Origin of the sequence: Rouxiella badensis (genome assembly GCF_002093665.1) — a bacterium.
GTDB classification, from domain to species: Bacteria; Pseudomonadota; Gammaproteobacteria; order Enterobacterales; family Enterobacteriaceae; genus Rouxiella; species Rouxiella badensis.
In genome coordinates this window covers 1-23,806 of sequence record NZ_MRWE01000038.1, presented here as the reverse complement: position 1 = coordinate 23,806, position 23,806 = coordinate 1, and the positions used below count along the sequence as shown (strand labels likewise).

At 49.8% G+C, this 23,806-nt stretch carries 32 protein-coding genes and 1 tRNA gene; 8 read left to right on the top strand and 25 right to left on the bottom strand.

Annotated elements, in window-relative coordinates:
• Positions 1 to 8 precede the first annotated feature (8 nt).
• The 11 genes from BS640_RS18730 to BS640_RS21985 all read right to left on the bottom strand — a co-directional run bounded on the left by BS640_RS18730 (position 9) and on the right by BS640_RS21985 (position 6,477).
• On the bottom strand, positions 9 to 1,790 hold the full coding sequence (locus BS640_RS18730) for a phage terminase large subunit family protein (protein WP_420916434.1): 1,782 nt from the start codon (positions 1,788 to 1,790) through the stop codon (positions 9 to 11).
• A gap of 169 nt (positions 1,791 to 1,959) precedes the next feature.
• Positions 1,960 to 2,235: a hypothetical protein gene (locus BS640_RS22285; protein WP_241528257.1), complete on the bottom strand. Its 276-nt coding sequence runs from the start codon at positions 2,233 to 2,235 to the stop codon at positions 1,960 to 1,962.
• Positions 2,236 to 2,300: 65 nt separating this feature from the next.
• On the bottom strand, positions 2,301 to 2,561 hold the full coding sequence (locus BS640_RS22280) for a hypothetical protein (protein ID WP_241528256.1): 261 nt from the start codon (positions 2,559 to 2,561) through the stop codon (positions 2,301 to 2,303).
• A 149-nt stretch (positions 2,562 to 2,710) separates the two neighbouring features.
• Positions 2,711 to 3,109: a hypothetical protein gene (locus tag BS640_RS18720; protein WP_084913105.1), complete on the bottom strand. Its 399-nt coding sequence runs from the start codon at positions 3,107 to 3,109 to the stop codon at positions 2,711 to 2,713.
• A 347-nt stretch (positions 3,110 to 3,456) separates the two neighbouring features.
• Positions 3,457 to 3,648, bottom strand: coding sequence for a hypothetical protein (locus tag BS640_RS18715; protein WP_084913104.1), 192 nt, complete (start codon positions 3,646 to 3,648; stop codon positions 3,457 to 3,459).
• A 142-nt stretch (positions 3,649 to 3,790) separates the two neighbouring features.
• The gene (locus tag BS640_RS18710; RefSeq protein ID WP_084913103.1) at positions 3,791 to 4,003 is read right to left on the bottom strand and encodes a hypothetical protein; all 213 of its coding nucleotides are present in this window, start codon (positions 4,001 to 4,003) and stop codon (positions 3,791 to 3,793) included.
• Positions 4,004 to 4,011: 8 nt separating this feature from the next.
• Positions 4,012 to 4,650: a hypothetical protein gene (locus tag BS640_RS18705; protein ID WP_084913102.1), complete on the bottom strand. Its 639-nt coding sequence runs from the start codon at positions 4,648 to 4,650 to the stop codon at positions 4,012 to 4,014.
• A 114-nt stretch (positions 4,651 to 4,764) separates the two neighbouring features.
• The gene (locus BS640_RS18700) at positions 4,765 to 5,136 is read right to left on the bottom strand and encodes a hypothetical protein (protein ID WP_084913101.1); all 372 of its coding nucleotides are present in this window, start codon (positions 5,134 to 5,136) and stop codon (positions 4,765 to 4,767) included.
• A 66-nt stretch (positions 5,137 to 5,202) separates the two neighbouring features.
• Positions 5,203 to 5,679: a hypothetical protein gene (locus BS640_RS18695; RefSeq protein WP_084913100.1), complete on the bottom strand. Its 477-nt coding sequence runs from the start codon at positions 5,677 to 5,679 to the stop codon at positions 5,203 to 5,205.
• A 57-nt stretch (positions 5,680 to 5,736) separates the two neighbouring features.
• Positions 5,737 to 5,946, bottom strand: coding sequence for a hypothetical protein (locus BS640_RS18690; protein ID WP_084913099.1), 210 nt, complete (start codon positions 5,944 to 5,946; stop codon positions 5,737 to 5,739).
• 18 nt (positions 5,947 to 5,964) lie between these two features.
• On the bottom strand, positions 5,965 to 6,477 hold the full coding sequence (locus BS640_RS21985; RefSeq protein WP_139802837.1) for a hypothetical protein: 513 nt from the start codon (positions 6,475 to 6,477) through the stop codon (positions 5,965 to 5,967).
• A 129-nt stretch (positions 6,478 to 6,606) separates the two neighbouring features.
• On the opposite strand from BS640_RS21985, the gene BS640_RS18680 reads away from it, so the two are divergent.
• From BS640_RS18680 to BS640_RS18670, 3 genes are all read left to right on the top strand, one after another.
• Positions 6,607 to 6,810 carry a hypothetical protein gene (locus BS640_RS18680; protein ID WP_206600942.1) on the top strand — a complete coding sequence of 68 codons (204 nt, stop codon included), beginning with the start codon at positions 6,607 to 6,609 and terminating at the stop codon, positions 6,808 to 6,810.
• Positions 6,811 to 6,850: 40 nt separating this feature from the next.
• The gene (locus tag BS640_RS18675) at positions 6,851 to 7,114 is read left to right on the top strand and encodes a transcriptional regulator (protein ID WP_084913097.1); all 264 of its coding nucleotides are present in this window, start codon (positions 6,851 to 6,853) and stop codon (positions 7,112 to 7,114) included.
• A gap of 120 nt (positions 7,115 to 7,234) precedes the next feature.
• Positions 7,235 to 7,711 carry an AcrIF11 family anti-CRISPR ADP-ribosyltransferase gene (locus BS640_RS18670; RefSeq protein ID WP_084913096.1) on the top strand — a complete coding sequence of 159 codons (477 nt, stop codon included), beginning with the start codon at positions 7,235 to 7,237 and terminating at the stop codon, positions 7,709 to 7,711.
• 22 nt (positions 7,712 to 7,733) lie between these two features.
• Here the strand turns inward: BS640_RS18670 and lysC are convergent, their stop codons facing one another.
• The 9 genes from lysC to BS640_RS18625 form a co-directional block, all read right to left on the bottom strand.
• Positions 7,734 to 7,982, bottom strand: a complete 249-nt coding sequence (lysC, locus tag BS640_RS22410; RefSeq protein ID WP_420916433.1) for an Rz1-like lysis system protein LysC — start codon at positions 7,980 to 7,982, stop codon at positions 7,734 to 7,736.
• The gene (locus tag BS640_RS22095; protein WP_158086756.1) at positions 7,870 to 8,289 is read right to left on the bottom strand and encodes a hypothetical protein; all 420 of its coding nucleotides are present in this window, start codon (positions 8,287 to 8,289) and stop codon (positions 7,870 to 7,872) included. The genes lysC and BS640_RS22095 overlap by 113 nt, the downstream gene beginning before the upstream one ends.
• A 97-nt stretch (positions 8,290 to 8,386) precedes the next feature.
• Positions 8,387 to 8,896, bottom strand: a complete 510-nt coding sequence (locus BS640_RS18660) for a lysozyme (RefSeq protein WP_084913094.1) — start codon at positions 8,894 to 8,896, stop codon at positions 8,387 to 8,389.
• 4 nt (positions 8,897 to 8,900) lie between these two features.
• Positions 8,901 to 9,095 carry a phage holin gene (locus tag BS640_RS22405; RefSeq protein ID WP_158086755.1) on the bottom strand — a complete coding sequence of 65 codons (195 nt, stop codon included), beginning with the start codon at positions 9,093 to 9,095 and terminating at the stop codon, positions 8,901 to 8,903.
• A 157-nt stretch (positions 9,096 to 9,252) separates the two neighbouring features.
• Positions 9,253 to 9,328, bottom strand: a tRNA-Asn gene (locus tag BS640_RS18650).
• Between the two features lie 66 nt (positions 9,329 to 9,394).
• Complete coding sequence (locus tag BS640_RS18645; protein WP_084913092.1) at positions 9,395 to 10,477, bottom strand: DNA-methyltransferase; 1,083 nt, start codon at positions 10,475 to 10,477, stop codon at positions 9,395 to 9,397.
• Between the two features lie 388 nt (positions 10,478 to 10,865).
• Positions 10,866 to 11,090 carry a hypothetical protein gene (locus BS640_RS18635; protein ID WP_084913090.1) on the bottom strand — a complete coding sequence of 75 codons (225 nt, stop codon included), beginning with the start codon at positions 11,088 to 11,090 and terminating at the stop codon, positions 10,866 to 10,868.
• 80 nt (positions 11,091 to 11,170) lie between these two features.
• Positions 11,171 to 11,809 carry a hypothetical protein gene (locus BS640_RS18630; protein ID WP_084913089.1) on the bottom strand — a complete coding sequence of 213 codons (639 nt, stop codon included), beginning with the start codon at positions 11,807 to 11,809 and terminating at the stop codon, positions 11,171 to 11,173.
• A gap of 80 nt (positions 11,810 to 11,889) precedes the next feature.
• Positions 11,890 to 12,126, bottom strand: coding sequence for a hypothetical protein (locus BS640_RS18625; protein ID WP_084913088.1), 237 nt, complete (start codon positions 12,124 to 12,126; stop codon positions 11,890 to 11,892).
• 212 nt (positions 12,127 to 12,338) lie between these two features.
• On the opposite strand from BS640_RS18625, the gene BS640_RS18620 reads away from it, so the two are divergent.
• On the top strand, positions 12,339 to 12,641 hold the full coding sequence (locus BS640_RS18620) for a type II toxin-antitoxin system RelE/ParE family toxin (protein WP_084913087.1): 303 nt from the start codon (positions 12,339 to 12,341) through the stop codon (positions 12,639 to 12,641).
• Positions 12,641 to 12,925 (top strand): helix-turn-helix domain-containing protein, encoded by a 285-nt coding sequence (locus BS640_RS18615; protein ID WP_084913086.1) that lies wholly within the window; start codon positions 12,641 to 12,643, stop codon positions 12,923 to 12,925. Before BS640_RS18620 ends, BS640_RS18615 begins: the two co-directional genes overlap by 1 nt.
• A gap of 693 nt (positions 12,926 to 13,618) precedes the next feature.
• Here BS640_RS18615 and rdgC read toward each other — a convergent pair.
• From rdgC to BS640_RS18595, 3 genes are all read right to left on the bottom strand, one after another.
• Positions 13,619 to 14,536: a recombination-associated protein RdgC gene (gene rdgC, locus BS640_RS18605; RefSeq protein WP_084913084.1), complete on the bottom strand. Its 918-nt coding sequence runs from the start codon at positions 14,534 to 14,536 to the stop codon at positions 13,619 to 13,621.
• A 499-nt stretch (positions 14,537 to 15,035) separates the two neighbouring features.
• Positions 15,036 to 15,713, bottom strand: a complete 678-nt coding sequence (locus tag BS640_RS18600; RefSeq protein ID WP_084913083.1) for a bacteriophage antitermination protein Q — start codon at positions 15,711 to 15,713, stop codon at positions 15,036 to 15,038.
• Positions 15,713 to 15,928, bottom strand: a complete 216-nt coding sequence (locus BS640_RS18595) for a Cro/CI family transcriptional regulator (protein WP_084913132.1) — start codon at positions 15,926 to 15,928, stop codon at positions 15,713 to 15,715. The genes BS640_RS18600 and BS640_RS18595 overlap by 1 nt, the downstream gene beginning before the upstream one ends.
• 122 nt (positions 15,929 to 16,050) lie before the next feature.
• On the opposite strand from BS640_RS18595, the gene BS640_RS18590 reads away from it, so the two are divergent.
• The 3 genes from BS640_RS18590 to BS640_RS22400 all read left to right on the top strand — a co-directional run bounded on the left by BS640_RS18590 (position 16,051) and on the right by BS640_RS22400 (position 21,471).
• Positions 16,051 to 16,698, top strand: a complete 648-nt coding sequence (locus BS640_RS18590) for a helix-turn-helix domain-containing protein (protein ID WP_084913082.1) — start codon at positions 16,051 to 16,053, stop codon at positions 16,696 to 16,698.
• 261 nt (positions 16,699 to 16,959) lie between these two features.
• The gene (locus BS640_RS18585) at positions 16,960 to 20,946 is read left to right on the top strand and encodes a plasmid replication protein, CyRepA1 family (protein ID WP_084913081.1); all 3,987 of its coding nucleotides are present in this window, start codon (positions 16,960 to 16,962) and stop codon (positions 20,944 to 20,946) included.
• A 276-nt stretch (positions 20,947 to 21,222) separates the two neighbouring features.
• On the top strand, positions 21,223 to 21,471 hold the full coding sequence (locus BS640_RS22400) for a S24 family peptidase (RefSeq protein WP_084913080.1): 249 nt from the start codon (positions 21,223 to 21,225) through the stop codon (positions 21,469 to 21,471).
• 2 nt (positions 21,472 to 21,473) lie between these two features.
• On the opposite strand, the gene BS640_RS18575 is transcribed toward BS640_RS22400, so the two are convergent.
• Positions 21,474 to 21,710 carry a hypothetical protein gene (locus BS640_RS18575; RefSeq protein WP_084913079.1) on the bottom strand — a complete coding sequence of 79 codons (237 nt, stop codon included), beginning with the start codon at positions 21,708 to 21,710 and terminating at the stop codon, positions 21,474 to 21,476.
• Entirely contained in the window at positions 21,703 to 23,577 is a 1,875-nt protein-coding gene (locus BS640_RS18570) for a protelomerase family protein (protein ID WP_084913078.1), read from the bottom strand. Before BS640_RS18570 ends, BS640_RS18575 begins: the two co-directional genes overlap by 8 nt.
• Between the last annotated feature and the right edge of the window lie 229 nt (positions 23,578 to 23,806).

Sequence of the window (23,806 nt, the reverse complement as noted above, 5' to 3'; positions counted from 1 at the left end):
GGTTAGCCTTATGACGGGAGTCGTTTGTGGCGGCGCTTGCGCGGCTCTTTGGTTTCCTCCGGCAGAACGACGCCGGGTAACTGGAAGCTCGGCTTCGGCTCAACTACCGCCGGGGCCGAAATCAGTTTCGCGGTGTTGTTTTCCACGCTGGCGGCGATCACGTTTAATTTCAGGCCGGAATGCATCAGGCCGTGAAGCGCGGCGTAGTTGTACACGCGGCAGTCGAGCGCCTCGTTAGCGCGGCCCGGTCGCAGTTCCCATACGCGGTACGGGTAGCCGCCAGAACGCTTCACGATGGAACTTTCAGCCAGCAGCTGGCTGAAGTAGTTCAGGTCGCGGTCAGCCGGGTAGTGCATGTAACCGGCCTGCGCTTCTCCCGGTGCTGGCGGGTCCAGATGCAGCCTGTTGCGGATAGCATCTTTCGCGGCGTTCACGCCGATAATGATCGGGCGGTAAGCCGACTTGCTGCGTTTGGACGGCTTCTGGTTAGGCCAGACCGGCGAACGCTTGCCGTTGCGGGCTGATTCGCCCTTAATTGCCCAAATGCGGCGACCGATGCGCTCTTTTGCAAACGTATAAACCGCCTGCGTGTGATGCCCGCCTGAGTCGATACAGGCCGCCATAATCGGGAAGCCTCTGCCGTCAGCGCGACGCCACACCTGTTTGAGATACGCATCAAGGCGCGCCCACGGTTCCGGCGTATCCATATCGCCCTCGATCACGTCGTAGGCAATGGACCAACTTTCCTCGTTGCGGCCCCAGCCAACCACCTCCACTTCCAGTCGCCCGTCCTGCGTATCGATGCCAGCCGTTAATAGCGCAACCCCGTCAGGCACTTCGGCACCAAACACTTCGGTGCGCTCGACCAGCTTTTTCTCGCTCAGGGCTTTTTCGCCGGAATCCTCATAAGGCAGGCCCAGCGTGGTGTTAATGAAGGTTTGCCGCATCACCGGGTCGTCTTTAACGCTCAACCACTCCTCGACCAGCTTTTTCCAGGCTGCGTTCGGGAACAGGCTGTAAGCGGTCCAGATGTGGAAACCGGCGTGGCCTTTAAATGGCTTAGTGGCGCGCCATTCGCCGCCCTGTAACATCAGCGGCAGGCTGGTGTGCTGGATAACACAACCGTTATGTCTGCAGGCGTAGTAGACCGTTTCCGGGAGGCTGTTGCCGTCTTCGTCGCGGTCCCATTTGATGCCGTAAGGCGACGTGCGGTCGCCCCACTCCAGCACCTGCATTTCGCCGCAATGCGGGCACGGCACAAAGAAGTACCGCTGGTCGCTATCGTTGAACGACTTTTCAATACGGCTGATCCCTTTTACGGTGGGCGTCGAACCGATGCCAATCTTGCGGTTCCAGAAGGATTCAGAGCGCTTTTTACCGAGCGCAATCTGGTCACCTTCGTTACCGGCTCCGCTGGCGGGATAGCCGTCCACCTCATCAAAAAGAATGATGCGGCAGGAAATACGACGAAAACCGCCGGGGCTGTTTGCGCCAACCAGCGTCAGGTTCGCGCCGTTCGAAAACGTGCGCTTTAAGATCGTCTGGTTAGAGTCTTTGGCTTTCGCGCCGCCGGTCACTTCAGCAAGGACCGGCGTGTCGCGAAGCATGGGGGCGATTTCGGTTTTGCTATAGTCTTCAGCATCCGTTTCGCGGGGCTGGATGGCGAGGATTGGCGACGGGTCGTGGGCGATGTAATAGCCAATGACGTGATCGAGAATCTTCGTGTAACCCACACGCGCGGATTTCATGACGCTGATGGTTTCCACCAGTGGGTCGGTGAAAGCGTCCATGATGCCGTCCTGATAGCGGAACGAGCGAAACCGGCCTGTCTGTGCGGATGTCTCTTTTGAGAGCATCGCGTATTTGTTCGCCCACTCACTGAGGCGAAGCGGTTCGGGCGGCTTTAACGCCCGGCGAACGGCTAACAGCAGGCTTTTGAAATTCTGCCATGCTGTCGGCTTATCCGCTGTCTGGTGGTGTGATCCCATCAGCACTCAGCTCCTCCATAGCTTCGTGTATAATTTCCTGCAATGCCGCCGTGAATACCGTGTCGTCACTGGTGAGCGCCAGCAGCCTAAGCCGTGGGCCGTGTTCGGGGGCGATTGCAATCAGGCGGGTGCGGATGCGTCCATACTCGTCGCCGATGGTTCGGAGCATGTCTTCAAAGGGGAGAAGGCGTCCTGCCTTCTGTTCGTATTCCAGTTGTACCAGCTTCGCGTGGAAGTTGGCCTTCACCGTTCGCGCTTCGTCGAACGTGAGGTTCGCGCCGTACTCTTTAACGAGCCGGGCGGCTGCAGCGGTTATGCCGTCGTCGCTGTCGTCGTCACTGTCACCGGCTGGTCCGCTGTTACCTCGATCCGCAGCCGGAGTGTTACCTCGATTACGGACGATTTCTTTTTTTTTTCGGCGGGGGTAACAGTTTTCCGGTGCATCTCGATGTTGGCGTTTGACGCCTCGACGTTCACCTCGTCACCTTCCATAACCAGCCAGCCGCGTGCCTTCCACGTCGTCACCGTCTTTCGGCTAACGCCGTGGAGTTTTGCAAAATCGGCCTGATTCATTGGTCGCGTTACCTGTTACCTGTTACCCAAAAAACGAAAAATTTTTAGCTAGTGAAAACACGCGGCGCGCAATGCCCGCGTCTTAAAAAGGTCCGGGGAGGGACCCACAAAAGGTGATGGAGGGTGACTGTTCCATGATGCCCGGCGGGTTAATAGATGCCTCGGAGCGGGCTGGGCTGGAACTGATTGGGTGTGAAAAAGCACTTGCTTATAATGGCCGCTTGTTCATTCAATAACTGGATGATGTCATCTTCCGTTTTTTTAATTTCACTATCTAATTCACTCAACCTTACAGCTTTGACATTTGAGGTTTTATTTACAACCTGCACAACCTTCACAGAATCTTTCGTCAATGGTTTTTGATCACACAAAATCTCAACAGATAGATTGAATAATTTACTAATTTCTTTATGGGCTTCATCGCGTATCAAGCAAGCAACTGACAGGCTGGCTGGCAAACCTTCATAACGTGAGGCGATTTTCTTAACAATGCCCTGCACATCTGCCAGTGATGGGAAGCTGTATTTCAATTCATAATGCTTTTGCATCGGTCTAATCCTTGTAAGCGTTGCGCGGAGTCGTGGATTTGTTCATGTGAATGAGTGCTGAAACGGCGGGCCGCAGCCTCGGTCCTCTCGACGCTAAACCCCCTATGGGCACGCCGTCAGCAGTCATTCACATGGATAAAAAAAAGCCCCAGCAGTCAATCTGGGGCTGAGGCAAATATTGGGACCGTGGTCCCAATCACTGAGCGAATCACTACTGCCGCGACGACCGAGCGAGTGTGAAACCTTCGCTGAGCATTCACGGATTACGTTTGCCTGCGTGTGGCAACACGCCAGCAAAACTATCTTGATGCAGGTCGCCACGGCTAAAAATGATTTCTGGGTGAGCCTTAGTAAGCGTCGACGAGGCGTTCTTCAAATTGAATAGCACACGCGGCGGCGGCTTCAGCCAGCACGGGGAACGGTTCGGTTTTAATTTTGAGCATCGAGACTGTGCACTTATTTTTCATTAACTGCGTGCCATCTTTGGAAAATGCCTTAACAGAAACAATCACATAGTCAGGGCTTGGTAAAACTTGCATGGGATTCTCGCGAATAGAAGACCGCCGCGTGATAAACACAGGTGAAAGCTGGATTAACAGAGGCGACGGCCATGTCTGGAAAATTGGGACCGTGGTCCCAATCGTTTAATTGGTGTTCGATTGGGACCACGGTCCCAATTGGCTAATCTGGCGGCCAATCCTTCGGAAATATCAGCAGGCCATCGACCAGACGGACCGGCTCTGGAGGTTCGGCGTAGCTGAATGTCCCGCCGGCCTTTTCTATAGCTTTGCCTGCTTCACGGAAGGCGTTATTACGGGTGATGGCAGTACTAGCCCGGCCTTCTCTCAAGTCAGCAGGCGTGAAGGTTTCGATGGGAGGAAAAACAACGTGCATTTTTTTCTCTACTTTGCAGAAGCGATCGCGGCGCGTATGGCGCGGTTTAACTCAACCTGCATCAAGTTTGCGGCCATAGTCTCAGCGCGCGCCATATAGCCTAGAACGGGCTTAACGGGCAGCGCATTACCAAATCGGATAAGCAACTTGGGGGCGCTGGAGGGCTGTCTGGCCGCATGGGTGCCATTCTTCGACCGCTTGCGCCTTTTACCTTTCTTGCCCTTTGGCTTCTTCCTCTGCCATACACCGTTCACACCATCAATCGTGCCGATAAAGACATCCGGGCGTGCTTTGAGCTGCGACATTTTGTTACGCGTCAAGTTGCCGTATTTGTTGAGTTTGATGTTTTTAGGATTCAACAATGCCTGGCTATTTAGTTTGTGCTCTCCGCCGAACTCGAACGGCTCAAGATAGCTGGCCGCAATATCTCGCACGAACACTTTAGCCATCAATTTATCGCGACGCGCCGCTGTAGATCCTACGGCGTTAATTGTAAAGGGGGTCGGATTTTCCAGCTTCTTTGAAAAGGCAATTTTCTCGGCAGCCTGTATTTTTCGAGCGACGCTGGTAAGCGCCTGCGCGGTCGCAAAGGGAATTTGCTTCTTCAATGATTTGACCTGCGCGGATAAGTCTTTAATTCCGTTCATGTCTCATCCATTGGGACCATGGTCCCAAAATCTAAGTTTTATTAGAGATTGGGACCATGGTCCCAGTGATAAGTCGCATTAAAAAGCGCCCTGAGGGACGCTTTATGATGTTACTTAGACTTCCTCAAGCACGCTGCCTGAATGGTCGAACACAATGGCAAAATCGCCCGGATAGACGAACTGGTAATTTACGCCCGGCAACGGCGAGGCTTGTTCGTCTTCGATATCCGTCACAATCACGGCAACCGGGAAAGAATGACCATCGCGAGATTGCGCAGTCACAAGGCCGGGAACATCTACCTCTTCACATAATGAATCAGTATACGTTTCAGGGAATGTGGTGATCACATCTGGCGGCATGACGTCTAAAGAGGCAGCGTAGTAAATAGCATCTTCGAATGCAGTAGATTGCGGATAATGTACGGCGACAATCGCCGCTTCGGTTAGTAGCGTGCTGCCGTCTTTCGTCATTTTAATGGAAAACATTCAGATTCTCTTTTAAGCCGTGAAAATGAAAAAAAGCCCGTTTATCGAGCTTTTATCAAATGGCGATTAGGCCAGTTTTTTAGCGAAATCTACCGCTTCATACCAGACGTGGCCTAGTTCATGGCCTGCGAATTCCAATAGCCCCTTGAGTTTTTCCAGGAACGGGTCGATGTCATCAACCAACGCGTCTTGTGCAGCCACTTTGCCATTATCAGCGTCTTCATCGGCGTCAATACTGGACGCGGTAGAAGCAACAGCAGTCGCTGAGGATGCGGCAACAGGAGAAGCAGCAACAGCGGTAGTAGTGGATGTGGCAGCATCAGAAGCAGCGGCAGAAGAAGCATCGGATGCGGTAACATCAGTTGCTGCTGCGGAAGTGGTGGATGAATTAGCAGCATCGACAACGCCAGATGCGACTGCGGTATCGGTGGATACGGTTGAGGTTGCGGCGATGGTTGCATCAGCTGCGGCGGTAGTATCGGTATCAGACACATCGGTCTCCTTTTCAGTAAGTTCGGCTTTTAGCCAGTCAAAAATGCTCATTGTTTACTCCTGTAATGGCATTAGCGAGCCAGCCTTAAGACTGGCTCGGTGATGGCATTACCAGCTGCCTGAATCGGTGTCACAGCTGCTGTTACTGCTGTAGTCGTCACAGCTGCCCCCGTAATCGTTGCTTTCAATAACAGCCTCAATAATCACTTCCGCCAAGCCGCCATCGTTATATTCGACAGTTTGGCTGGTTGTGGTCGTTACCGATCTGCGTTGATTCAAAAATTGCGGGCGGCGTTTTCTTTGAAGGGATGTAAACATGGCATTACCTCGTTAAATTTAACGACGGCCAAAACTTCGGCTGGATGAGAACGACGAACGCGCACCGCTGCTGTATGAGCTGCGGGCATAACTGCTTGAACGACTTACCGGCGAGGAATAACTACGAGATGAACGGGAGGAAAAAAAGCTGCTACGGCTCACCGGTCGTGTGGCGTTTACTGCGGTATGGGTGGTGCTATAGTGATTAACTACAGTCGTATGTGAGCCGGAATAGCCTGCACCACCGGATAACAAATGGCCGAGAACCATGCCGGTTACAAGCCCGTTATCACCGTTATTCACGACAGCGGGCTGCTGGACGATGACTGGTGCCGGTGCGACCACGGAAGGCGAACTTGCCGGTGCGGCCCCTTGTTGGAGTTGGTTAATAATCTGACGCTGCTGCGTCAGGGCCTGCTCTTGCGCCTGAATTACGGCGGTTTGGCTTGGCGTGTCGTCGTGGCAACTAACTAACGAAATGACAAGAATAAGAGCAACAACAGCGGCACCAATGATGGCGATCTTTTTCACAGAAAAAACTCCAAAAAAAACCGGCGATAAGCCGGTAGATAGTTGTTGACGAACAGACCCAAAGGGTCTATTATTTTGGACATAGGGCAGCGCATAGGGCGCGACCCGTTAACCCCTAAGGGAGTAAAAATGAGCGACGAAACTATGAATATGGATAATGCACAGTCTGAAAAAATCCACGCCGAAATCGCTAAGCTAATGGCTGAAACTCAGAAGCTGAATGCAGAAGCTAACAAGTTCAACCGCGAAACTTTCTGGTATCCGGTGGCAATCGCGACCGGCATGATTGGCGCAGTGGCAACGGTCACAGCACTAATTATCAAACTGGTTTAAAACGAGGCCCCGCAAGGGGCCTTTTTTCAATGGGGAAACAATGCGGATCATCAATGAATATTCAGCGCCTACACCAGAAGATCTGATGCAACTCAAGGACCGGTTAGGCATGACCGGCAACCAAATGGCTGACCTTGCGGGGCTGGCTGGCGGCGAACAATGGCGAAAATACACTGGCGGGAAAACGCCAAGGTCCATGAGTGCACAAATGCTTTTCTACATCGCTGCACAGCTTGTGCTCGAGCCAAAACAGATAGATTCCATAGTGGCGAAAATGCGGGAACTGGGCGCGGAAATTATTTAGCGCGCCACAACACAGCCTGGCAGGAAGTCAGGGTGCGGGCAGCGGTGGAACTAATCCTCTGGCGGTGTAATCATTTTTTGATTGCACTGAGTTCATCAAAACGCAAACGAGAACATCAAAATGAAATTATTCCACGGCTCTTACAGCAGCATCGCGCCGGTAATCAAAATTGGCGCTAATGCAATGTCTGGCGATAACTTATTTGATGGCTTGTTTGCTTCAGCTGACCGTGAAATTGCTGATTCTCATGGCGGCTTAGAGAACTCAATTCACTGCTATGAAGTTTCGAACATCGCTGAAAGTTCTGATTTGAACGCTCGCATCGATGAAGTTATTGCATTCCTTTATACTGAAATTGAAGCAGAATCTGATGTCCTCGAAGCATTGGCATATGCAATAGCTGATGATGAAGAAACAGATGAGTTCAACGATGTACTATCACCGCGCTCTTTTGCAGACCATCAAGGTGCATTCAGTTGGGAGTTGCAGCGCTTGCGGGGCCGTGTTGCCGCTCATTTAGGTTTCGATGCAGTAGAAATGAGTGATGAGCATGGCATTTCTTATCTAATCGTAAACCCAAAAATTACAGCGAGATGAGTGATGACTTTGTCTGAATATATCAATAAGAATTTCTCGGAGAATTAGAATCTCTTGCTGTCTCAATTTTCTTGATGCCATCAATCTGGCTGTTGCAGCTCTGCAAGTCTGTGAGCAGCAGCTCGTTCCAAAGAACGCTTGCACCGTAAGTTAACGGGTCATTTGGTGGCGGCGACGGCTGGCACGGCTGAAGAAGACTTGCGGGAATCGGCGTCACGGGTGTCTTGACGTACTGCGTTGTAGTGGTTGAGCAACTGCTCAGTAGCAGCATCAGGGATAGGGGCCACAGCACAGGATTGAGCTTGCAGGACCGTTTTAATGATGACCTGACGGTCCTGACTGGCCGTCGCATTTGTTTTTTGCGCATCCAATGTGGCTCCGGCAATCTGATTAAATACGCCGACGCTCAACGCCTGTGATTGCGTGATGAATTCGGCTTCGTTCTTTTGCTTTACAGCAAGTGATATTGCATCAGCCTCAGCTACAGTCTTCCCATAATAGTGAAAGGCTACCCACATCATCAGGCAAAACATCAGCAGAATTAGCGCAGTAAGCACCACAGCGATTTTATTGATCATGAAAATAAGCACCCCACAGCCAAGCCTGCCCAGAAAATGGCCCACTTCTCATGGCCGAGTAAATGGTTGGTTAAGGCTACAAGGAGGTACAAATAGATCATCGCTCTACTCCCATCATGCAAACCTGCCGGTCTATCTCGCGCCGGTTGATCAGCCCGCGATTACGCTGCTTGTTCACGTAAACCCATTTTCTCAGGTCGTTACATGCCTCAATGGTGTTACCTTCGTTAAGGTGTCTCAGTAGCGAAGAACGCTCAAATGCGCCGGGGCCGACGTTGTAAGCAAACGAATACAGAGAAGCACGCGTGTAATCGTCAATCGGAACTTTTACAGCACGATCAACAACACGTTTTACCGGGGCCAAGTGTTTGTTAAGCAGCGCATCACATTCGCTATCGGTGTAACGCTTACCCCTGATAACGTCAGGACCGGTGATGCCATCACAGACGGTCCATACACCGCCGGGATCTTGATAGGCCGTATATCGTCGCCCTTCAACGCCAGTGGGGCCAGACAGCAGGACAATAACAATGCCAGCCGCACCCGCACCGCTGGTTGCAGTTGTGAGAATTTTACGAAGCAGCGCCGGTGGGAATTTAAACCGCATAGGCTTAATCCTCTTCCTCACGCCGAATGAAATTGTGCTTACGGTCCCAAATTTTAAATGCTACGGAAGCGATAAAGGTCGCCCCTGAAAAGCATAGGGTTCCAATGACGCCGAGTGCCGTCCACTGGTCGGGGGTGAGCTGGTTTAAGATTCCAGCGCCACACTGTAAGCCGATACAAGTCTTTGTAATGTTGTCCATGTTCATCTCTCCACTTCACGGGAGTTCGCAAAGGGGTAGGAGGGGCATGCGCCCCTATTGGGTGGGGGTGGCATCGAGACAGATCGCCTCGAAGGCAGGGAGTTCTTTTTCACATAAGCGAAAAGGGGCTATCTAACGCCCTTTCGTTTATGTGAATTGGCGGATGATGCGGGATTCGAACCCGCTACCTTTCGGTTAACAGCCGAGCGCACATCCAGATGTGCTTATCACCCGTAAAATTGGGACCACGGTCCCAATATCTAACTTTACTTAATAATTGGGACCGTGGTCCCAATTCATCACTCGGCTAATGCCGCATGAAATTCTTCCAATTTTTCTACCGTCTGGTTGTACGTATCGGCTTCTAACTCGATGCCAATGACGCGGCGGCCCAGCTTTAAAGCCGCTTTTAACGTTGATCCAGAACCCATAAAGAAATCGGCGACCAATTCGCCTGGGCGAGTGCTGGCAGAAATGATGTGCTCCATCATTTCTGCCGGTTTTTCGCAGGGATGTTTCCCGGCGTAATACTGAACCGGCTTGAATACCCATACATCCGTAAACGGCACAAACTTGCTGACGCTAAACGGGCGGCGTAACTCTTCGTATTGCTTGCGGAGATCTTCATACTCAAGGTGCAATCCTTCGTAGTTGCGCTTGAGACTGTCGTATTCCGTCTGCAAGTGGTCGTGTGGTTCGGTAAGCGGCGAAGCCTTATTCTTTTCCTGCTCTATCTTTGAAAAGAGAGCTTGCAACGTTTCGTACTGGTCACGCTTGGGAAGCTGCCACTGTGACTCACTGAACCAGTGTGAGCACATATGCGTGCCGGTGGCCGTGTTGATATCTTTCGCCGATACGCCCAGCGAGGAACGGGCGTTCATGAAATAATCAATCAGCGGTTTGAATGTCTGTTTCCGCAACTCTTCACACTTCGCAGCGTAGCCTGACTGACCGGCAGCAGTGCTTTCTGCACCGTAGTGTTCGGCAAAGATGATCCGCTCGGTGGCTGGGAAGTATTGTCGTAACCCTTCTTTTCTCTGCCTGCCCCATGCACCAGACGGTTTCGCCCAGATGATATGATTTAAGACGTTGAGACGGTTACGGATTAAAATCTCAGTATCAGCGGCCAGCTTGTGTCCACAGAACATATAGAGCGAACCTGTGGGCTTTAGAACGCGCCAGAACTCTGAGACCATTTCATCTAACCAATCCAGATAGGCTTCGTCGTTTTTCCACTGGCGGTCCCAGCTATTTTCCTTCACGCGAAAGTAAGGCGGGTCGGTTGCAATAAGGTCGATTGAGTTGTCAGGTAAGGTTTTGATGAATGCTAATGAATCGGCGTGTACGAGCTTCGCCGCGCCAATTTGGTTGGTGGTGTTCATAAATTATAAGGGGATCGTGATGGCTCGGAACGCGGTTGCGTTTTAGGCCATCACGGCGCGCCGGTGTCCGAGCTTGTTATTGGACATCGCCCGGCGGGCGTATTGCAGGCATAAAAAAACCGCCTTTCGGCGGCTTTTTGTGGTTTGGGGTGTAAATCACCCAGCTTGCAGAAATGGTACACTTTTTATTGATTTTTTGTCAATAGTCTTTTTTTATTATTGACTATATTGCAAATATCTTGCTGCTGTACATTCCACTTTCGCTCGGTTTCCATGATTATAAAAATTGCATAACACATCATTACCATTAATCCAAAAATCATACTGGCAGGGGTCTGGATGCAAAAAAGGCCATCCATGGTTAAAACAGGCATAAGGTGAATTATTCTCATGCCGCCACCGACTGTACCTTGGTAACGGCCAGTTTTTCTTCTTCCCACTGGGTTACTTTTTCATGCAAATCAGCGAGATCTATTAGTAATTGTTCACGGGTCTTTTTTGGCAACGTCTGAAAAATTTGCTGGATACCAAACTCAGAAGAACCGTTGACCTCAAAGGTTCCATAGGTTGTCCATGCTTTGATGCGCGCCGTGTGAGGTTTTCTTTTTGCCATGCTGTTGCTCTCGTTAAAATTGGGACCATGGTCCCATAATCTAAGTTTTGTTAGAAATTGGGACCATGGTCCCAAGGTTTTTATTTGTCTTTTTTCTTTCTCGCGTGGGCCTCATGCGCGGCAATGATCAACGGCAGCGGAGTTAACTTTCCGTCCAGATAATAAAAAGCGCGCAGATAACGCGTGCCATGCTGGTTGGTGACCACGTGAACGTTAGCGTGCACATTCAGTCCGCCGAAAAGGTCAGGCAGCGTAAGCGCCTTTTCATACTGGCGGCCAAGTCTCTGCATACGTTCAAGGATAGTTACATGCACATGGGCGGCCTTAGCTTGCATCTCGGCACCTTCTTTATCTGGCTTCACAACTTCCTGGATTTTCACAACCCTTCTGAGTTCGGCCAGCTTTAGCATTTCCTCAAGGTAAGGGGATGCAGCAGGGAAAATGGCAAGAATGGCATCGACGTGCTTTAGTTTGAGCAAGTAAGCGGCGCGGGGTATAGACCAATAAATTCGACTTTGAGCCTCTGTCTGCTCTTCGTGTGGTATCTCCCAAAGCAAGTCAGTGATACAGCTTCTGTAAGCCTCATAGGCTCGGTTGATGTAGGTAAGGGTGTCTTTCTGTTGCTGCTTAGTCGTAAAACCGGCGTTAAAAAGCTTCATGCCGCGTTCAAGGTTGCGTTTAGCCACAACCGAATATCTTTCGATATTTTGGGTCGTCATGCGGTGTTCTCCTGTCGATTGGATAGCGCGGGGTGCGTCCCGCGTGATCTATCGTTGGGGCCTTTAGGCCCCAATCTTTTTTAGCCCTGCAGTGAGAGTTCCATCCTTCTATTTCTTGGCTTTTTTGGCGTCATTGCCTTTTCAAGCACTGACTGCATCCCGGCTTTCCGCGCCTCAGTCCGGATGCTTTCGCGTACCGAGACGCTACAGGCGGAAATTAGTTGTTTGCGGCCGGCAAATTTCACCATCACTTCTGTGCCGGTAATTTCTACGCTGACCGATGCGCCGCGCAACATAAAACTAAAACTCTTAACCATATGTTTCTCCTGTGATTTATCTGTCATGAAACGGAGTGCGTTCCGTTTCGAGAACAAATATAACTCCGCAGATAAAATAAAAAAAGCTTTTTTTAACTTATAAGTTAATTTTCTGGATTTTTTTATTTATAATTAACTTATGAGTTAAAGATATGGATTGATGCGGGGTAGGATGGCGCGATATAGTGACCGCTTATGTAACGGAGAAAATCATGTATAAAGTGCAAACGCACACGCTGGCGGCAAATGAACTAACAGAGCTTCCCGATGGGCTGCGCGGATATATGTTTCGCCTGATTGAACGGCTGGAATGTGAAGGGCCTTTAAAGATGCCGCACTACCTGCCAGTTGGTTGGAACGTGTTCGAGTTACAGGTCGGGAAAAATAATGCGTGGTCTGTTTTTGGCTGCGTGCAGGGGGATAATATCTATCTTTTGCAGGTGTTCTCAAAAAGCAGTAAGCCAACGCCTGCGAAGGCACGCAAGATGGCAATGCTACGAGTGGAGGATTTCTGATGGTACCAGTGTCTATAGACCAACTACGGGAAATGATGCTGAATTCAGAAGAAGCAATGGAAGCGTACGAAACCGCAGATTCTGAATCAAGGCTGATTGAGGCCCTGTATGAAATGAGGGAACATGCAAAGCTGAATAAATCTGAGCTGGCGACGCTCCTGGGAATTACGCCCAGTGCATTAGTAAGGTTAGAAAACGCCCCACGTTCCGCCAGTATTAAAACGCTGGAGCGATACGCGAAGGCGTGCGGGGCATCTATCAATATCTGCATATCGTACAAATAGCGTGAAACGTTGGGACCACGGTCCCAACAGATCCCCTACTTCAAAACCTCGCAGGCTATCTGCTCGCATTCAACGCATTGCTCCATAATCATTTCAAGCTGCTTGCTAAGCTCGTTAGAGATTGATAGGTGAGCGTCAACAGCATCTATCGAAATTTGCATTAACGTCATCGACGAATGCATACGGGTCAAGAGTTCTGCAAGTCTTTCAAATTGGTGAGGAGGGGTTGTTTCAGTAGTCATTGTTGCAATCCGTTATTAGCTATGCTGTCTGATTTTTCTCCGCCTCCAAAGGCGGGATAGCACTTATTCTCGCGCAGGGGTAAAGTGCTTAAAAAATAAGGAATAGGAAATTTCTTATGCAGCGTACATTATCCCAAGATTGCAACTTCGTCTACCTAATCCGCAATATTTTTTATGCGTAAGCTATATAGCGAATAATTCCTGCGAATTTTCTTAAATAGCTCTTTGAGGTGTTCGAATATTACATATTCATCCAGAATGAATCTATTTCAAGAATCGTAGCCCTTGCGCTCGTTTACAGGAGTATTACCTAAAAACAGTAAATGACAATGTAAAGAAAATGTGAGAAATGAATAACGGGGAATATATCCCCGCTATATTATTGAACCTGCTAATTCAATGCATAAAATGTTTCCGTTTTTAAGCTCATGTTCGAAGGGGTGTTTGCAAATTAAACAAACAAACCTCTTAAACCGCTAAATACTTGGTTAAATATACGGGAAATTATAATAATTTCAGTGGCATAGTGATGTGAAGCATCACCCTCTTGGTCTGCTGCTGATCCCTCGTAGCTTAATCCCTTCAGATTCACACGGCCTGAGCTGGTGGACTGCAATTCAAAGTGCGCGATCTCTTCAACTGTGCGATCGAGGCAGTGATTTGCCAGGAACATTTCCAGAGCTGTTACTTCCATGCTGCTTAACATTTCACGCACAGCGTTTTCCCTGAGCGAAATCCCATCAAACAAAACCTTTTCTCCATCATTACCGATAGCTACGGCCTTCCCATGCTCAGGAACTTGAAGGCATTCCGGCAGCTGATAAACTGAAAGTGGCGAATGTAGGTCGCGAGACAGATACCGCGCTAATATTTTTCCAGCGTTATCGAATATCAGCGGGGCCGTTTTCAGAGTGCCTATCGCACGGCGAAGACGAGTCAGCGCTTTCTCACATTTCGCTGGCGTGTTGCCAGAGCACCAAATTTTCCCTGCTTTTTCATCAAACAGAATAAACACCTCTGAAACTGTTATTGGTGAATACTTAAGCATTTCGCGTGTTGCTTGTTCACGTATTTCCTCTGCCACCTCGCCAGTGATTTCTCGCCCTGACTCTGACGTTTTTTGTAACCGTTCCTGATAAAGTGCATTCACAGAATGGACATTAGCTTTTCGGCTTTCTGACACATACTTAAATAACCATCGGTGATCGACTCGTATGAAATGTTCATTTTCTGTTAATAACACAAAACCAGAACTGCTCTTTAACCCCTCTCTTAAATTAGAGTGAGAGTGACCTAAAAGACACTCTGAAATATTTTCAGGGATTTTGTCTGCTGTTGCATATGGGAAAACACTACGGAATATTTTCATTATTTAACTTGATTACCTATAGGTCGAGAGTTACTGATAGTCTTCATGAGTGGGGTTATATAATTTCTATGAGGCACGCGCTTTTCTATTTTCTTATAATCGTCACGTTTTCGGCACGGTATATAATCTACGCCTTTTAATTTATTCAAATATTCGTTTGTATAATTATAATCAAATAAAGGCGCAGCATGACGCCCTACGCGTGCGTAGTTTTCATTTTCCATTTATATAACCCATTATTGATTGGGACCATGGTCCCAAGAATCAAAGCTAGTTAGCTGCTTGAAGATTGCCTTGTTGCAACTCGTACTTTTCACGCCAGAGTGTCTCGATGTGCTCATCACCACGCCGGTTCATCCCGCACCATTCAGCAACCACGCTATGCTTATTGGTTGATGGATAGGTACGAATCAAACAGGCGGGGCAGTACATTACAAACTCCTGGGTCGCCCGAGTGAACCCAATGCGAGGAGCCTCTGGGATAAACCCCATGACAACCTTACATAAGCACGCGGGCACGTCGCCGGATGTCGGATTCCGTTTTGTGCTGTCTAGCCACATAGCCAATTACCTCATTGTCTAGGTCTTCACATACGCTCAAAAGCATCGCCCAGCGTGGGGCGTAGTTGTGTAACCAGTTATCTGGTGAAATTCTGATTAAGCGACATAAATCAGCAGCTTTATATTCAAGTGGCACGCCTCGAATTTTGCTCACAGCAATCTGAGCGGCAAGCCACACCATGCGGTTAACGATTTCATATGTCTTTTTTGCCATTTTCTTATGGCTACTATCTTTCGCCTTCTCTTGAAATCGTTCCCACACCTCTTTACAAATGATCATTTGGTGATCAAATTCTAGATTTTCGGCATAGCAATATTTCACCCATGAAAGGTGTGCGCCGGTCATCTTATTTACTAACTGACGCCAGACTCCTGTTCGGAAGGTCTCTTCTGAAATTAATACCTTATTTTGGGTATACTTTTTCCCTTGCCGGTAACGCACTTTTTCCGCATCAATAACTACTGCAGCATCGTCCGTCTCGACGGTCCGGGAAGGCTTCTCAAGATGCCTGTCACCGGTGGCTGATTCGGCCATAATAACAATTTGATTTTTTTGGCCTGACGGCATATCAAAAAGGGCCGCACGTAACTGCTGCCGGACGTATTCCCCCTGCATTAACCCTTCTCCTGCTTATCCTTGTCGTTTAAATGCAGACATTTTTTCAGCGTGTAGTCTGATAAAAGTTTGCCACCTGTCTTTACCTCAATCTCAAACTGACGAGTTATGGGGACAAAATCGCCCCATTGGCCTATCGCGCTGCGGGTGCAATTCAAAGCTTTCGCAGCCCCGGCTTTTGTTCCGTAGTATAAAATCACATCAGAGGTTTTCATGCGGCCAATGGTAAATACACAATACATCTTTGTAAAGTGCATTGTACATTTGGATCAATTATTCCTCACTGAATGTACATAATGTATAGCTGGCTTAACCGAACGGAGTTATCATTTGCGCTATGAAAAGAGGACAGTGGCTACAAGCTCGCCGTGAAGAGCTGAAATTAAAAAATTCGAATAACGCCAGCGCGTGGTCGCTTCGTGGTGTGGCTGAAGCACTGGGTGTTTCTCACAGTGCGCTAAGTCACCTTGAGCGTTCTGATGCTATGCCATCGCTGGACTTTGCTATTAAACTTGCTGAATTGTATGGGAAGCCGGTCGAGTGGGTTTTAACAGGGGTGGATGCTGCAATGGAGAACGGTATCCCGATTGTTGGAACAACGCTGACTGGCCCGGCGGCAGATTATTTAAATCACGGCTATGACCCGGAAAAATTCCATCAATTCGTCGATATCCCGACCTCGGGCGCTAGGTCCTTATATGGTCTGAGAATTGTGGATAATCTTCAATCAGTCGCATACCCTTACGGGGATGTTGTTATCTTCGAGAAAGATGGCCGACGGATGCCCGGCGAGCTATATTTGGTAAAACTCAGAAGTGATGATAATTTTATTCAGGTATTATCGATGGTTAATACCCGTGAGGAAGGAATTGTGTTCAATTCGGCGGCTGAACCGCTGGAGAGAATGACTTTCCACGAGGACGAGATTTTATTCATGCACCCCTTAGTTGCCGTGGTCAGTGCGTGGAACATTCAAAAAGTATGACTAATTAACTATCCAAGTTTGTATTGTTGATTGTACATCGTTATCATGTTGCCGATGGTGACGACGTACTTATCGATTACCTATAAATGGCGGATTTTTAAGCGAAACACGGATTCTGGGCGAAAAAAAACCCGGGTTGCCGTCCGGGTTTTTCTTTCAATTCCAAGTTTTGACTTGCTACTACTGAACTACAAACCATGTTCATTGTAGCCAAGTCGTGACGTTGTGTGCAAGTTTTTGCGCACCCAATATGGCTATAAAATGAATTTAATAGAATTCTATCAATCAGAGTTTGGATCTGACCCGTACGCGCTCATGCGCGCGGGTGAGCATGATTTACGGACGGCGGCGGCTTTAGCCGGTATTGACTGGTCCGCGACATCCTCGCAAGTAATCCTGCATAACACTGGCGGACCTGAAAGCCGGTTCTCGAAATATTCCCGTTCCAAACCCCAGCCCCTCAACGTGTCCGATAAAAGTAAGGTTGATTTCTTCTCGCGTCTGGAAGAAAAAGACGGGCTTATCGCACCGTTCATTAACTTTGTACGCAAAGGTCATGATGGCGGTATCTGGAGCGGCCACAGCTTCCTATGGGAGTTGTACAAAGAAGAACGTGCTCGAATTGGGACCATGGTCCCAAATTCTGTGGACGAGGAAACACGCCGTCAAAAGCAACAGGAAAAACGCGAAGCTGATAAAGCCCACCGCGAAGCCCTGCTGACGCAGGCGGAAGATAAAAAGCGCCGTGATAACGCACGTCGCCTTGCCAACTATCAAAGAACCGAAGAAGCATTCAGCACCGCGCCACTCGAAAATGGGTCTTTCCCGTATGCCGTCGATAAGCAGATCGCCGACGTGTTCCCGCACTGCAATGTGCGCCGAGTCACGCTGTGGGACCGTGGTCCCAATTCTGAAAAGACCGAGTTTATGGCTATCCCGATGTCGCACATTAACGGACCACTGGCCGGTAAAGTCGCAGGCTGGCAGAGAATTTTTGCGGATGGCAGTAAAAAATATACAGAAGCGGTAGAGGGAGTAAGTTATTCCGGGGCTGCTCATATGATTGGCTCGCTGGTTAATGCCAAGCGAGTAGGCGTTGCAGAGGGTTTCGCCTCAGCAGCGTCTGCCTATCTTGCAGATTTCGGAAAGTTTGACGCTGTATTTATGGCCGGTTCTGCCAACAATATCAAAAACATCGTTAGCCAGTTGATTGAACTGGAAAGCAGTTTTGAAATCGTCTGTCTTCTGGATAACGACCGTAAGGAAATTGGACACGGCAACACCGGCATGCGTACCGGTGTCGAGATCCTCAAGCTGTTTCGCGATGACAATGTCCGATGCGTTTATCCGACATTCGACAGCGAAAAGGGTACCGACTTCAATGATGTATTTGTATTGCAAGGTCAAAAGGCAACAGCTGACCAGTTGAAAAGCAAAAGCAACCGGCTGACTCTACCTACTAATCTGTTTGATGCTGCTTTGATGAATCTTGGCTTTGCCGATTCTCGTCAGACAGCATCATTTGAAAAGGCAGCCTTTGAATGTGTGGATACCGGCATGTTGAGCTGCCCGGCCATCATTTCCTTCGATCACTTGAAAACCTTGCTGAACGAAGAACTGCGCGATTTGAAAGCGCCAGAACAAATCATTGAGAAGGTACAAAGTCGCCTTGATTGGAAATATCGGACCAAGAAACAAAAGGCGCAGTCCCCGAGGTCGTTCACCAGCAGCATCACTGATCCGAGCAAGCGCGCAGCGCACGTGACCTATACCCGCCTGCCTGACACCAAGATCACAAAGAAAATTCTGGCAATGGTGCAAAAGCGTTCCCTAACTGGTCCCGTTATCCTGCGCGCGCCAATGGGCAGCGGCAAGACAAAGGAAATGCTGCGCCCTCTAATGCAGGCAGCGTTCCGCGCTTTCGTCATGGCGAACCGCGTGGCCCTCATGAGTTCAATGCACGACGTAATGCAGCTGGGCGACGACAACACCGCGACAGATGCCGGTATTTTCTATTACCGCGATGACCTGAACGGTATTCCGCCGGAAGCTATCAACAAGCTGACTATCTGCATTAACTCGATTATCAAAGACAAGTGGCAGCCGCTGGTACACAATCACGACTTCGTCGGTCTAGATGAGGCTACGCAATGCCTTCGCGCTATTCTGGTCGGCAAGGCGATGGAACGACAGGTGGCCGTGTTTAATCATCTGGTGGACGCGTTCGCACGCACTGACGGAACCGCCCTGATGGCCGATGCCGATGCCAACGATACGCTGGTTACTTTTCTTGAACTGGTCATGAAACGCCGTGAATCACTAGGTATTCCTGGCTGGTCGAAAATTCATGTTATCGATCTCACCACCGATGTGATGTTTACCCCGCACGGCGAAACCGAACCACGCCGCCGCCGTGCCGTGCATACCGATCGCGACCGCCTGTTTGTCGAAGCCGTGCGCGCCGTTAAGCAGGGCGAAAAAATCTTGCTGGCGACCGACTCTAAAGCCTTTGGCAGCGGTATGTATGACCAGCTTTGCACCGAGTTTCCTGACAAGAAATTTCTGTACGTCAGCCAAGACACCAAGCAGCTGCCGGACGTGGAAGCGTTCACGGACAAGCCGAACGCCGAGGCAGTCAAATATGACGCCCTGATTTATAGCCCTGCCATTTCGTCCGGCGTGTCGCTTGAGGTGCAACACTTCACGCGCCATTTCGGCATGTTCTGCGGCCAGATTGTTCCATCCGATGCGATCCAGATGTTACGCCGTGACCGCAATGCGCATACGTTCCTGCTCGGCGTCGAGCAGCAAAACGGCCGCAAGGAAACCAGCGTCGACGAAAGGCGGGGCGCATATGCCGATGCCACCCTTTACACTGATAACGTGCTCGGCAACGTGTCCGACGTGATGTTCGACAAAGAAACCGGACGCGTAACCTTTGGGCTGGATGATTCCGACTTTGCCGACATGCAGATCCATCTTGCAGCGCAGGAAGCCGAATCGCGGAATGATTTTCGCAATAACCTGCTGCTAATCCTCGAAGCTGACGGCTACGACGTTGAGCGACTGGCCGAGAACAATGCCGCTAGCGAGGCCGGAAAGGCCATGCGCCGCGATGCCCGCGAGCGCGTCTGGAACCAGACCGTACTGATTCACATGGAAGCCGAGACGCCAAGCGAAGAAGAACGCAATGCTTTGCTCGAGTGCGAATATCTGGACGTTATCCAGCAGGCCCAGCTGGCCCGTTACGAAATCGAAAACGAGCTGATGCTACCGGTGACGCCGGAATCTCTGGAATTCATGCTTGAACAGGGCCGAAAGAAATTAAGCCTGCTCGAGCTGATGCGCATGGATGAGGAAACGGCGGCGGCTATCGACCTCAACCAGAAGCTAAAAAGTTTCAGCTACAGTTTCCGCCGCGCCGGGCGCATGCAGTTTGTGAACGTGCTGGCGCATACCCGAGAAGAAGCTGACGAAAAATTCAGCCGCCTACAACCTGCGGTGAGCAGCCCGAAAGTGCGATGGGTCCGTCTGGTCGAAATCCCGAACCGTATTAACGCGCTGTATCACCGCAACGCGCTGCGCCTGTACTTTAAGACCTGCGGCATTGATATCGAAACCGGCGAGGGCTACGCGACCCGAGAGGCGCAAAAAGCAGCCCTGCAAGCTGTGGTCGATATGGTCAGCGTGCGTTCCTTTAATACCACCCTGCGTTTCGGAGGTTATCTCGGCCGCAACGGCGCTAACAAGCGCCCTGACGTCGTATTTAAGGACATTTGCGGGGCTTTGGGTTGGGAAGTGGAGAATTCCCGCCTTGGCGCGCGTGGTGCGCGTGTTATGACGGTTAAAGCCGATACCTTCGCATTCATGCAGGAGCTGCACAGTCGCCGCGTACAGGCCAAGAAATCGTTTTACAGCATGAAGCACGACGCGGAAGAAATGCCAGGAGATGATGATCCAGATCGTTTGGTAGTGTTTAGAGATAATAAAACATCTGGATCACTCCATGCCGACCAAACCACCGCCAGTGAAAATGCAGACATGGCTGCGGTGAAGCAGGCGGTCGCGAATACGCCGGTCCCGTTCGGCTGGGTATGTCGCGTGCTGAATACGTCGGAAATGAAACAACTGGCAACCATGCCTGCCAACCTGACCCGTTCTACGCTGGCAGGAATGTATCTGGCCGACCATATTGGCAGCCTGAGTACGTCCGACCATGCGGCGCTTAAACGCCTCGAGGCAAGCTGACAAGGGGCAGAATGGTGTTGAAATGATGATCCAGATCGTTTGGTAGTGTTTAGAGATAACAAAACATCTGGATCACGTTTACAGGGTTGAAATGATTAGCATCTAGGATAATGGCTAACGGAGGTAAAATTAAATAAACGCCCGCGATTGGTATGCGCTGGAAATAATTTTCCCCTAGTTTCAGATTGATAACGCCCATAACTGATAATTGCATTTTCATTATTTCCCTTCGGCTTATTTACTGTATAAATAAACAGTATTAGCGAGGTAAATCTTATGGGATTTTCATCATCAGCGACGGAGTACGTCGAAAAAACATTATCGTTAGACTCGTTGTGTAATATGCGTGGCGCGCCGGTTTATCTTTTTAAGGCTAGTACAGCCTCAATGCGTGTAGGAATAAAAAAGGACGCGATTCTAGTTATCGATCGCGCAATAACACCCGTCGATAGCAGCATTATTGCCTTCTATATTTTGGGGGAATTCAAGATACTGATGCAAAGATTGGGACCGTGGTCCCAATAGGTTTAATCATCTGCCTTAATCTGAAATTTACCATTCACCACTTGTGGATATTTATTCGACAGCCTGACAAATTCAGCGCGCATAGTGCCTGGCTTTCCGCGCTTCCACCAATACCAGTGCTTGCCAAGCGGGCCGTCTTCTATATGCATGTACAAAGTTGATTCGTCTGCACTTAGGGCTAAAGCCCTAAAATCAGCACACTCCACAGCGATTTCTGTCACGTTAACACTTTTAGCCATGACAAGCCTCCCACGCTTTCAGCATGGCATCGCGGATATTGTCCGCCGGTCCAACCCAGCTATATTCCTTGCCGCAAAACTCATAAACAACCTTCCACGTGCCATCATCGCGGCGTTGCGTAGTCCCGAAACGAGGCTTTTCCGGCTTGCTCTCTTTAGCCTGCTCAGGTGATTCTATGTTGTCCTCGTCCGTGTCGATTTCGTCGTCGTCCAGCGACTCGTCGTCCTCGTCTTCCTCGTCGTCCAGCTCGTCGGCGTGGGTCTCGACATTTAAAATCATCGGTGGGCTGGTATCCTGCAGCTGATATTGGCCGTTTTCGCCGACGACCTGCCCGAGTGCCGATGCGGCAAGTTCCAGATAGCGCGCCACCAGCTTTGGATTGAATTTCATCTTGCGAAGCATGTTGCTGTTTATCAACGCGTCCGGCGTTTCCTCAATGACCTTTTTCACTTCCTCATGCAAACGAATACCGGCATCACCTCGGGCAAAATCCGGCATGACGTCATCAAGTCGTTGCAGGGCCAGGAGCCGCCTGTTCTCGTTGCCAGCGGTCCTGTGCCACGTGCGCGAAAAGTTGTGAAGCTTGAACTGTTTATAGTGCAGCTGGGTATTTTCGTCGTCATGACCCAAAATTTCCGCGAAGAAAACATCCTCGTCGAGCGACTCCCATCTGGGGTCATGGCGGAACCATGTTTCGTATGCAATTCGGGCATAGATGGCACGGCTGTCTTTGTAGACGCGGTTTCCGTCGTTAAAAAAGCGCTTAACCCACGGGTTAAATGCTTTTGCGAGGACGGCATTCAGGCGTCCATTTTCGGAACGCGTATCGAGCGCGCCATAACCCTCGACCACATCATCAAAATCCGCCACCGCTGCGAAGCCGCGCAGCGCGTTCACACGGCTAACAAACAGTCCCGCGTCGCAAAGGGTATAAATCGTGCGCGGCCTGCCGTCATCACTACGCTTTTTGGCCTGCCCGAGAAACTCGACGGTATTCGGACCCGTCACTTCAAATTCACCCTGATACATTATCTCAATCATTCGACGGCCCGATACGGCGGCCAATGCGAATGCCAAGGGAGCCATGCCGACGCGGGTGCCGTTGTTGAATTTTTCAGGCGCGGTTTCCACCAGCTCATGAATGGCCTGCATGTAGACCGGGTAATCAATCAGAATAGTATTACGCTTTTTCTCGCTCAACATGGCATCGGCGCGCTGCTGTAGAGAATTCCGCTCTGCTGCGCTCAATTGCAGGCTATAAAGAACGTCGTGGTTGATTCGTAGCTTGCTGATGTCCTCAAGCAAAAGGCGACCCTGCTGGAACAGCTTGTGCAGGTGTGCCAGCGCCGCTTTCCCATCTTCGTCTGCCAGCTCGAGCACTGCAAATTCCCAGCTCGGATATTTCTTCGCGATGCGTGCCAGCTTACCCGCGTTTGCTTTTACGGCGGGCTTGATGCCGGTGAGGTCTTCGGCCAGCGAAAGAATGGATTTCAGGTGCTCCAGAAGGTCGCTATAACGCCGACGAATATCTGCCGCCGGTAAGGTGAGCCATTCATTCAACTCATTGGCATACAGAGGATACTTGGCCGCTAGCCTGTGAATATTGGCCTCAAAATGGTGATGTAATAAATCATCAAACCGCTTTCTAGCCCGCGCCATGTAGTTGCTGTAAGTGCCTGCTGTAATGCGTTTTTCCAGTGTTTTACCTCGATATTTTCGCTTATCTGTAAACAGCGCATTTTTAAACCGCGACGCAGCGGCCTTGTAACGCTTCGTCTTTTCTCCCTGCGGCATGTCCGACGCATCCGCGTCGCTGACTTCCTTCTGGAGCGCCTGAATCAATTCCCCTAGTTTTATCTTTGCCATGTGTATTTCCTATAAAAATTAACTGAGATTATCGTAACACAAATTCAGAACATATCAAGGATCTGGATAATATTTAATCACCGCATTATTGAAACAATAATCAAGAACATTTCAGAACAATGTCTGAGAACTCAAAATAAGTCATTACTTGACTCTGTGTCAATGATCGACACCAAATAACCCATTTAACACGTGTTAAATGGGTTATTTGGTGTCGATCATTGACACA